Raw genomic sequence first — 9,345 nt, 5'->3', positions numbered from 1 at the left:
TCCACACCGAACCCGGAAGGCCCTCACCCGTTCAAGACCTCTCAGCCGAGACCTGGCTCACCTGTCCACAACCTCCCCGGACAGAACAGCTAGCGAAGCGGATTGACGGGGTCCCTTGCGGCGGCGGTACAGTCGAGGTCACGGCCCTATGACAACGATGTCGCGCGCCCACGGCGGGTCACGCCGGACACGCGCTTTCCGACCCCCCTCCCCGGGCAGGTGCCCCACCCCCCTCGCCTGCCCGGCTCGCGGACCCGGTGCCCTCGGCCACCGGGTCCGCCCAGAGCGGTCCGGACCCCCGGGCGGTACGGCGAAGGGCCGCGCCCCCGGGTGCCGGGAGCGCGGCCCTGTGCCGCCGTGCCGAACCGCTTACTTGCGGATCAGGTTGCGCAGCACGTACTGCATGATGCCGCCGTTGCGGTAGTAGTCGGCCTCACCGGGGGTGTCGATGCGGACGACCGCGTCGAACTCGACACCGGTGTCGGTGGTGACCTTCACGGTGCGCGGGGTGCGGCCCTCGTTCAGCTCGGTGACGCCGGAGAAGGAGAAGGTCTCCTCGCCGGTCAGACCGAGGGAGTCGGCGGACGCGCCCTCCGGGAACTGCAGCGGCAGGACGCCCATGCCGATGAGGTTCGAGCGGTGGATGCGCTCGTAGGACTCGGCGATGACGGCCTTCACGCCGAGCAGCGCGGTGCCCTTGGCCGCCCAGTCGCGGGACGAGCCGGAACCGTACTCCTTGCCGGCCAGGACGACCAGCGGGATGCCGGCGGCCTGGTAGTTCTGCGAGGCGTCGTAGATGAAGGAGACCGGGGCATCCCCGTCACCTTCGGCGGCCCGCGTGAAGTCGCGGGTGTAGCCGCCCTCGGTGCCCGGCGCGATCTGGTTGCGCAGGCGGATGTTGGCGAACGTGCCGCGGATCATGACCTCGTGGTTGCCTCGGCGGGAGCCGTAGGAGTTGAAGTCGCGCCGCTCGACGCCGTGCTCGGTGAGGTACTTGCCGGCGGGGGTGTCGGCCTTGATGGCACCGGCCGGGGAGATGTGGTCGGTGGTGACCGAGTCGCCCAGCTTGGCCAGGACACGGGCGCCGGTGATGTCCTCGACCGGGGCCGGGTCCATGGTCATGCCCTCGAAGTACGGGGGCTTGCGGACGTAGGTGGACTCCGCGTCCCACTCGAAGGTGTCGCCGGTCGGGATCGGCAGCGACTGCCACTGGGCGTCGCCGGCGAAGACGTCGCTGTAGGACTTGGAGAACATGTCCTCGCCGATGGCGCCCGCGACGACGTCGTTCACCTCGGCCTCGGAGGGCCAGATGTCCTTCAGGTAGACCGGGTTGCCGTCCTGGTCGGTGCCGAGGGCCTCGCGGGTGATGTCCAGCTTCATGGAGCCGGCGATGGCGTAGGCGACGACCAGCGGCGGGGACGCCAGGTAGTTCATCTTGACGTCGGGGTTGATGCGGCCCTCGAAGTTCCGGTTGCCGGAGAGGACCGAGGTGACGGCGAGGTCGTGGTCGTTGACGGCCTTGGAGACCTCGTCCGGCAGCGGGCCGGAGTTGCCGATGCAGGTGGTGCAGCCGTAGCCGACCAGGTTGAAGCCGAGCTTGTCCAGGTACGGCGTGAGGCCGGCCTTGTCGAAGTAGTCGGTGACGACCTTGGAGCCCGGGGCCAGGGTGGACTTCACCCACGGCTTGCGGGTCAGGCCCTTCTCGACCGCCTTCTTGGCCACCAGGGCGGCGGCGACCATGACGTACGGGTTGGAGGTGTTGGTGCAGGAGGTGATGGCCGCGACCGTCACCGCACCGTGGTCCAGCTCGTAGCCGGTGCCGTCGGGGGCGGTCACCCGGACCGGGTTGGACGGGACGGCACCGGTGCCCTGGCCGTGCTGCGGGGCGCCCGCGCCGTTGTCCTGGTGGCCGTAGGCCGGGGCGTCGGAGGCCGGGAAGGACTCGGCGCTGGCCTCGTCCACCGGGGAGGCGGCGGCGTCCGCGGTCTGCGCGACCGGCGCCTCGACGTAGTTGAGGACGTCCTTGGCGAACTGCTGGGCCGCCTCGGCGAGGACGATGCGGTCCTGCGGGCGCTTCGGGCCGGCGATGGAGGGGACGACCGTGGAGAGGTCCAGCTCCAGCTTCTCGGAGAAGTCGGGCTCGGCGGCCGGGTCCAGCCAGAGGCCCTGCTCCTTGGCGTACGCCTCGACCAGCGCGACCTGCTGCTCGGAACGGCCGGTCAGGCGCAGGTAGCTCAGGGTCTCGTCGTCGATCGGGAAGATGGCGGCGGTGGAGCCGAACTCCGGCGACATGTTGCCGATGGTGGCGCGGTTGGCCAGGGAGGTGGCGGCCACGCCCTCGCCGTAGAACTCGACGAACTTGCCGACCACACCGTGCTTGCGGAGCATCTCGGTGATCGTGAGCACGAGGTCGGTGGCGGTGGTGCCGGGGCTCAGCTCGCCGGTGAGCTTGAAGCCGACGACGCGCGGGATGAGCATGGAGACCGGCTGGCCGAGCATGGCGGCCTCGGCCTCGATGCCGCCGACGCCCCACCCGAGGACGCCGAGGCCGTTGACCATGGTGGTGTGCGAGTCGGTGCCGACCAGGGTGTCGGGGTACGCCTTGCCGTCGCGGACCATGACGACACGGGCCAGGTGCTCGATGTTCACCTGGTGGACGATGCCGGTGCCCGGCGGGACGACCTTGAACTCGTCGAAGGCGGTCTGGCCCCAGCGCAGGAACTGGTAGCGCTCCTTGTTGCGGCCGTACTCCAGCTCGACGTTCTGCTTGAAGGCGTCGGTGGTGCCGAACTTGTCGGCGATGACGGAGTGGTCGATGACCAGCTCGGCCGGCGCCAGCGGGTTGATCTTCGCCGGGTCGCCGCCCAGCTCCTTCACGGCCTCGCGCATCGTGGCGAGGTCCACGACGCAGGGGACACCGGTGAAGTCCTGCATGATCACGCGGGCCGGCGTGAACTGGATCTCCTGGCTGGGCTGGGCCTGGGAGTCCCAGCCGCCGAGGGCGCGGATGTGGTCGGCGGTGATGTTCGCGCCGTCCTCCGTGCGGAGCAGGTTCTCCAGCAGGACCTTGAGGCTGTACGGCAGCCGGGCCGAGCCCTCCACCTTGTCCAGCCGGAAGATCTCGTACGACTCGCCGCCCACCTGCAGCGTGCTGCGGGCGTCGAAGCTGTTCGCCGACACGACAGTCTCCTTCATTGATGTGCGCGTACCACCGTCAATCCTGCCGCCACACCGGCTTGGCCGAACCAGTGAGGTCAGGCTAAGTTAGGCATGCCTTACCAATGCGGCGACCGCGGTGCGCCTCGGCAGATATCTCGATGTCGAGATAACACTAGTACATGGGCGCCGCCTGGTCATGTCCGCACGCCTCGGTGAACCCGGTCACGGGCTCCGGCATCCGCCCCGCGGCTGCCCGGAAGCGCTTCCGGGCGGCCGCGGGGCGCTCGCTCAGACGGAGGTCCGCTCCACCGGGATCCACAGCTCGGCGTCCGCCTCCGCCTGGTCCCGTACGGGCCCGACGCGCAGTATCTCGGGGCCCGGCCTGCTGCGGTACGGGTTGGACGGGAACCACTGGGTGAACACGTCCCGCCACAGGTGCTGGAGCGCCTCGGGGAACGGGCCGGAGCTCTCGAAGACGGCCCACGTGCCCGCCGGAACGGCGAGGACGTCCATGTCCTCGGGGGCTTCGGCGCCGGTCACCACTCCGTGGTAGTAGTCCAGCTCGGTCCCCTCCGCCCGGCTCGGGTCGAGCTGGTCGCTCACCCCGACGATCCCCTCCGGCTCCTGGTCGGACAGCGCCGCGACGCGCCCGAGCGTCTCCGGGCCGATGCCCCGGACGAAGTCGGCGATCGCCTGGTTGACCCCCTGGTGGACGAGCGGGACGCGGGCCTTCCTGCCGACCACCCGGAAGGCCTCCTTCTCCGTGATCCTGTATCGCATGCTGCTGCTCCCTTCGATGATGAGACGGAAGGACATCCGGGGCTGGGAACGCAGAGCCGCACCGGTCCGCCGGGCCTCCCCCGGCCCCACGCCGTGGAGGGCGCGGAACGCGCGGGCGAACGCCTCCCCCGAGCCGTAGCCGTAGCGCGTCGCGACGTCCAGCAGCGTCCGCTCGCCGGCGAGCACCTCGGCGCCCGCCACGGTCAGCCGCCTGCGGCGGATGTACTCCGACAGCGGGACGCCCGCCAGCGCGGAGAAAAGCCGGCGGAAGTGGTATTCCGACGTCACCGCGATGCGCGCCAGCTCGGCCACCTCGATCGGCTGGTCGAGGTGCGACTCGATGTGTTCCATGGCCTGGTTGAGCCTCTCCAGCACCCGGGCCTCCTTCCCTTTCGCTCACTCACGTTAGGAAGGCACCACCCTGCCGGACCCGACTTCCCGTGCCCGGTGCGGTCGGGTGCCGCGGGCACGGAACCCGGGCCCCGGGTCGCCGCGTTGGGCCGAACGGGTTGACGATTGGTCATCTCATCATCCGAACGGACCCCCCTGGCGAGCGCCATCTCATATCTGAGATAGCCTCAAGGTCATGTCAGACGACTACCTCGTACGCATCGGCAAGCTCATCCGTGACGCCCGGCAGCACCGGGGCTGGACGCAGGCACAGCTCGCGGAGGCGCTCGGCACCAGCCAGAGCGCGGTGAACCGCATCGAGCGCGGCAACCAAAACATCAGCCTTGAGATGATCGCCCGAATCGGTGAAGCCCTGGACAGCGAGATCGTGTCCCTGGGCTACGCGGGTCCGATGCATCTGCGCGTGGTCGGCGGCCGCCGTCTGTCCGGCGCCATCGACGTCAAGACCAGCAAGAACGCGTGCGTGGCCCTGCTGTGCGCGACGCTGCTGAACAAGGGACGCACGGTGCTGCGCCGGGTGGCGCGCATCGAGGAGGTGTACCGCCTGCTGGAGGTACTGAACTCCATCGGCGTCCGCACCCGCTGGATCAACGACGGCGTGGACCTGGAGATCGTGCCGCCCGCCGAGCTGGAGATGGCGGCGATCGACGCGGAGGCCGCCGTGCGCACCCGCTCGATCATCATGTTCTTCGGTCCGCTGCTGCACCGCATGGACCGCTTCAAGCTGCCGTACGCCGGCGGCTGCGACCTGGGCACGCGGACCATCGAGCCGCACATGATCGCGCTGCGCCGGTTCGGTCTGGACATCGCGGCCACCGAGGGCCAGTACCACGCCCAGGTGGACCGCTCGGTCCGCCCCGACCGGCCGATCGTGCTGACCGAGCGCGGCGACACCGTGACCGAGAACGCGCTGCTGGCCGCCGCCCGCCACGACGGCGTCACGGTCATCCGCAACGCCTCCTCCAACTACATGGTCCAGGACCTGTGCTTCTTCCTGGAGGCGCTGGGCGTGAAGGTGGAGGGCATCGGCACCACCACGCTCACCGTGCACGGCGTGCCGACCATCGACGTCGACGTCGACTACTCGCCCTCCGAGGACCCGGTCGAGGCGATGAGCCTGCTGGCCGCCGCCGTGGTCACCGAGTCGGAACTGACGGTGCGCCGGGTCCCGATCGAGTTCCTGGAGATCGAGCTGGCGGTCCTGGAGGAGATGGGCCTCGACCACGACCGCAGCCCCGAGTACTGCGCGGACAACGGCCGTACGCGCCTGGTCGACCTCACGGTCCGCCCCTCCAAGCTGGAGGCGCCGATCGACAAGATCCACCCCATGCCGTTCCCCGGCCTGAACATCGACAACGTCCCGTTCTTCGCGGCCATCGCGGCCACCGCGCAGGGCAAGACCCTCATCCACGACTGGGTCTACGACAACCGCGCCATCTATCTGACCGACCTCAACCGCCTCGGCGGCCGGCTCCAGTTGCTGGACCCGCACCGGGTCCTGGTCGAGGGCCCGACCCGCTGGCGCGCTGCCGAGATGATGTGCCCGCCGGCCCTGCGCCCGGCGGTGGTCGTCCTGCTGGCGATGATGGCGGCGGAGGGCACGTCGGTGCTCCGCAACGTCTACGTCATCAACCGCGGCTACGAGGACCTGGCGGAACGCCTGAACTCGATCGGGGCGCAGATCGAGATCTTCCGGGACATCTGAGACGCGTACGCCGCCGCATGCCGCCCCGACCCGTGAGGAAACGGATCCGGTCGGGGCGGCGGCAGCTCCGGGACGGGCACGCGCCGCACTCCGCCCGGTCGCCCGGCTCCGCCTTGCCGCGGACGAACAGGCCGGGCCCGGTGGTCACGGCCGGGCGGCCCGTCCGGGGGCCGTCGGGCGGCGCTCGGGCGGCGTTCAGGCGCGCAGGTGGCGGCTCACGTCGCCCGTCAAGCGGATGCGGACACGGCGTTCCGCGAACCGCCACCGGCCGTCGCGACGGTGGAAGCGGTCGTGGTAGCGGCCCGCCGCGATGGGCCCCAGCGGCAGGCCGGGCAGGGCCTGGAAGACGGTGACGTAGGAACGCGCCGTGGCGGTGTCCGACTCCTCGTCGACCTCGACGGCGATGTTCGTCGTGGCGTGGTGGGTACGCGGCGTGCCGTCCTCGTAGAGGATCACGGCGTCCCTGAGCAGCTTCTCGACGGCCGCGCCGCCCTCGGCCGGCGCGCCGCTGCCGAGGAACACGGCGTCGGCGAACAGCGCGCCCACGCCGGCGAAGTCACCGTCGTCCACCAGTTCCGCGTACTCGGCGATCAGGTTGACGACGGCGTTCGTGTCCGCGACTGGGTTCATGACACGCGAGCGTAGGGGACGGGAGCCGGCGCGGCGGATTCGCTGCCCGCCTCCGGCAGGCCGCAGCGCTCGCGGGCCGGGGTACGGCCGTGGCCGGCGTGGAGAAAGTGGTTCACGCCGGACACGGCCGGTGGGTCAGGGCTGTTCGGGGGGCGGGGTCAGAAGGTCACGTCCGAGCAGGCGTAGAACGCGTTGCCCGTGTCGGCGATGGTCCACACGCCGAGGATGACGTGGTGGCCGCTCAGCCCGGTCGGCAGGGTGCCGCTGTGGCTGAGGGTGGCCGGCGGCTGCTTGCCGCCGTAGGGGACCGTCAGGAACGGGGTCGTGTTCAGGTCGGCGCGCGTGAGGGCGTGACCCTGGTTCCAGCCCTGCTTGGTGACGTAGTACCGGAAGTCGGTCGTCGCGTGCCGTGCCTCGAACTGCCAGCGGAAGGTGTAGCTCTGGCCGCCGGTGACCTTCGTGGTGGGCCATTCCGTGCCCCTGGGGGTGCGGGCGCCGTCGAGCTGGCCGAACCGGGTCTCGCCGCCGGAGCAGAGCTGCCCGTCCGCCGGTCCGCCCGCCGGGAAGCCCTTGGGGCCCTCGACGCTCTGCGGTTCCCACTGGATCTCGCCGCAGCCCCGGACCGTGCCGTCGGCGCACAGCAACTGCCTGCTGATGGGGAGGTCGGTGTAGCCGTGACCGCTGGCGCCGCCGGTGGACAGGGCGAAGGCCCCGGCGGTGCTGAGGCCCAACACGGCCGCGTACAACTTGGCCTTGGTGCGCATGTAGCCGCTCCTCGGAACGTGTGGGGAGTTCGGTGAGCCGTACCGTGCATGTTGGTCTAGACCAAGCCCAGGCTAGGGCGATGGACTGAACATGTCCATACCAATGCCGGACCGGCCCTGCCCCGTCGCCCGCCCCGCGTCCGCGTGCGACTCCGCACGGCCGCGCCGGCTCAACCCGGCGTTCGCCTGGACAACGTTGTCAGACACCGGGCAGAGTGGCCGTCCGCGGACACCCGTACGCGCGCCGGTTCTCTCCCCGCCCGAAAGGAACCCCCACCCCATGGACCGCCTCACCAACGCCGTCCGCCCCTACCCCTGGGGCTCGGTCACCGCGCTGCCCGAGCTGATGGGGGTCGCCCCGGACGGCTCGCCCCAGGCCGAGTTGTGGATGGGCGCCCATCCCGCCGCGCCGTCCCGGCTGGAGCGCGGGGGCCGGACGCTGGGGCTCGACGAGGTCATCGAGGCCGATCCCCGGGGCGAGTTGGGCGATGAGCCCGTACGGCGGTTCGGGCCGCGGCTGCCCTTCCTCCTCAAGCTGCTGGCGGCCGACGCCCCCTTGTCCCTCCAGGTGCACCCCGACGCGGCCCGGGCGGCCGCCGGATACGCGCGGGAGAACGCCCGGGGCGTCCCGCTCGACGCACCCCACCGCACCTACCGGGACGCACAGCACAAGCCGGAGATGATCGTCGCGCTCACCCCGTTCGAGGGCCTGTGCGGGTTCCGGCCGCCGCGCGAGTGCGCCGGACTGCTGGACGCCCTGCGGGTGGACCGGCTGGCGCCGTACGCCGCGACACTCCGCTCGGCCCCGGAGGAGGACGCGCTGCGGGAGGTCTTCCCGGCCCTCCTCTCCCTCCCGCCGGACCTGCTCGCCGAGATCGGCGGCGCGCTGGCGGCGGCGGCCCGGCGGCCGGGGCCGCTGCGGGACGCCTTCGCCGGGTACGACCGGATAGCCCGCGCCCATCCCGGGGATCCCGGCGTGCCGGCCGCCCTGCTGGTCCGGCAGGTCCGGCTGGCGCCCGGGGAGGGCCTGTTCCTCGGGCCGGGTGTGCCGCACGCCTATGTGAAGGGGCTGGGCGTGGAGGTCATGGCCGCCTCGGACAACGTCCTGCGCTGCGGTCTGACGAGCAAGCACGTGGACGTGCCGGAACTCCTGCGCGTGGTCCGCTTCGACGCCGCCGAGGCCGCGGTGGTGCGGCCGGTGCGCGCGGCGGCCGGTGAAGAGGTGTACCCGGCCCCGGTCGACGACTTCCGGCTGTCCCGTCTCGTCCTGGACGGCCGCGGCGTCGCCCGCGCCCTGCCCGCGTCCCGCCCCCAGATCCTGGTGTGCACCGACGGCGCGGTCCGCCTCGCCGGCCCCGGGGCGGAGGCCGCCCTCCCGCCGGGGGCCTCCGTCTTCGTGCCGGCCGGAGAAGAGGTCACCGTCTTCGGTGCGGGAATGGTGTTCCGGGCGACCACAGGCGTATGACCTCAACTGAACTCCAACTAAACTTAACCGGTTTGGCTCAGATGGTTGTCACCTCTACTGTCTCGTTCTAGCCTCTCTTCCAGCCACCGATGAAGGCATTTCACGCCACTTCTTTTCCGGCGGGTCCGTCCATAGGTGTTCTTCTTCGGTGACTTGTCGTCCCGCTGTCCGGCGCGAGCCGCGATCCGACGCCCGGGCAGCGGGATTCCGGACCGGCTCGCCCGTGTTCCTGCCGGTCCGCCGGGCGTCTCGCGGGCACCGGCACGGCGAGCCGGAAGCACCGTCACACAGCCGAAGGCGGCGTCGGGGGGGGGGGGGGGGGGGGGGGGGGGGGGGGGGGGGGGGGGGGGAGGGGGGGGGGGGGGGGGGGGGGGGGGGGGGGGAGGGGGGGGGGGGGGGGGGGGGGGGGCGGGGGGGTGGGGGGGGGGAGC

Annotated in this window: 6 protein-coding genes; 2 read left to right on the top strand and 4 right to left on the bottom strand. The window is 71.5% G+C overall.

The features are described from left to right. Positions 1-369 precede the first annotated feature (369 nt). Together ACZ4W9_RS22605 and ACZ4W9_RS22600 are read right to left on the bottom strand one after the other, a co-directional pair. Positions 370-3,180, bottom strand: a complete 2,811-nt coding sequence (locus ACZ4W9_RS22605; protein WP_467938547.1) for an aconitate hydratase — start codon at positions 3,178-3,180, stop codon at positions 370-372. Between the two features lie 267 nt (positions 3,181-3,447). Then, complete coding sequence (locus tag ACZ4W9_RS22600; RefSeq protein ID WP_467938545.1) at positions 3,448-4,314, bottom strand: AraC family transcriptional regulator; 867 nt, start codon at positions 4,312-4,314, stop codon at positions 3,448-3,450. A 211-nt stretch (positions 4,315-4,525) separates the two neighbouring features. Here ACZ4W9_RS22600 and ACZ4W9_RS22595 point away from each other — a divergent pair, with 211 nt between their 5' ends. After that, the gene (locus ACZ4W9_RS22595; protein ID WP_467938543.1) at positions 4,526-6,055 is read left to right on the top strand and encodes a helix-turn-helix domain-containing protein; all 1,530 of its coding nucleotides are present in this window, start codon (positions 4,526-4,528) and stop codon (positions 6,053-6,055) included. A 195-nt stretch (positions 6,056-6,250) separates the two neighbouring features. On the opposite strand, the gene ACZ4W9_RS22590 is transcribed toward ACZ4W9_RS22595, so the two are convergent. Continuing rightward, on the bottom strand, positions 6,251-6,685 hold the full coding sequence (locus ACZ4W9_RS22590) for a nuclear transport factor 2 family protein (protein ID WP_467938541.1): 435 nt from the start codon (positions 6,683-6,685) through the stop codon (positions 6,251-6,253). Between the two features lie 158 nt (positions 6,686-6,843). Beyond that, on the bottom strand, positions 6,844-7,449 hold the full coding sequence (locus ACZ4W9_RS22585; protein WP_467938539.1) for a lytic polysaccharide monooxygenase auxiliary activity family 9 protein: 606 nt from the start codon (positions 7,447-7,449) through the stop codon (positions 6,844-6,846). A gap of 280 nt (positions 7,450-7,729) precedes the next feature. On the opposite strand from ACZ4W9_RS22585, the gene manA reads away from it, so the two are divergent. Further along, positions 7,730-8,914, top strand: coding sequence for a mannose-6-phosphate isomerase, class I (manA, locus tag ACZ4W9_RS22580; RefSeq protein WP_467938538.1), 1,185 nt, complete (start codon positions 7,730-7,732; stop codon positions 8,912-8,914). Positions 8,915-9,345: the final 431 nt, after the last annotated feature.

The sequence above is a fragment of the Streptomyces sp. NPDC029296 genome, from assembly GCF_055569255.1.
Note: the sequence above shows the minus strand (reverse complement) of the source record. Positions and strands in the feature narration are given on the sequence as shown.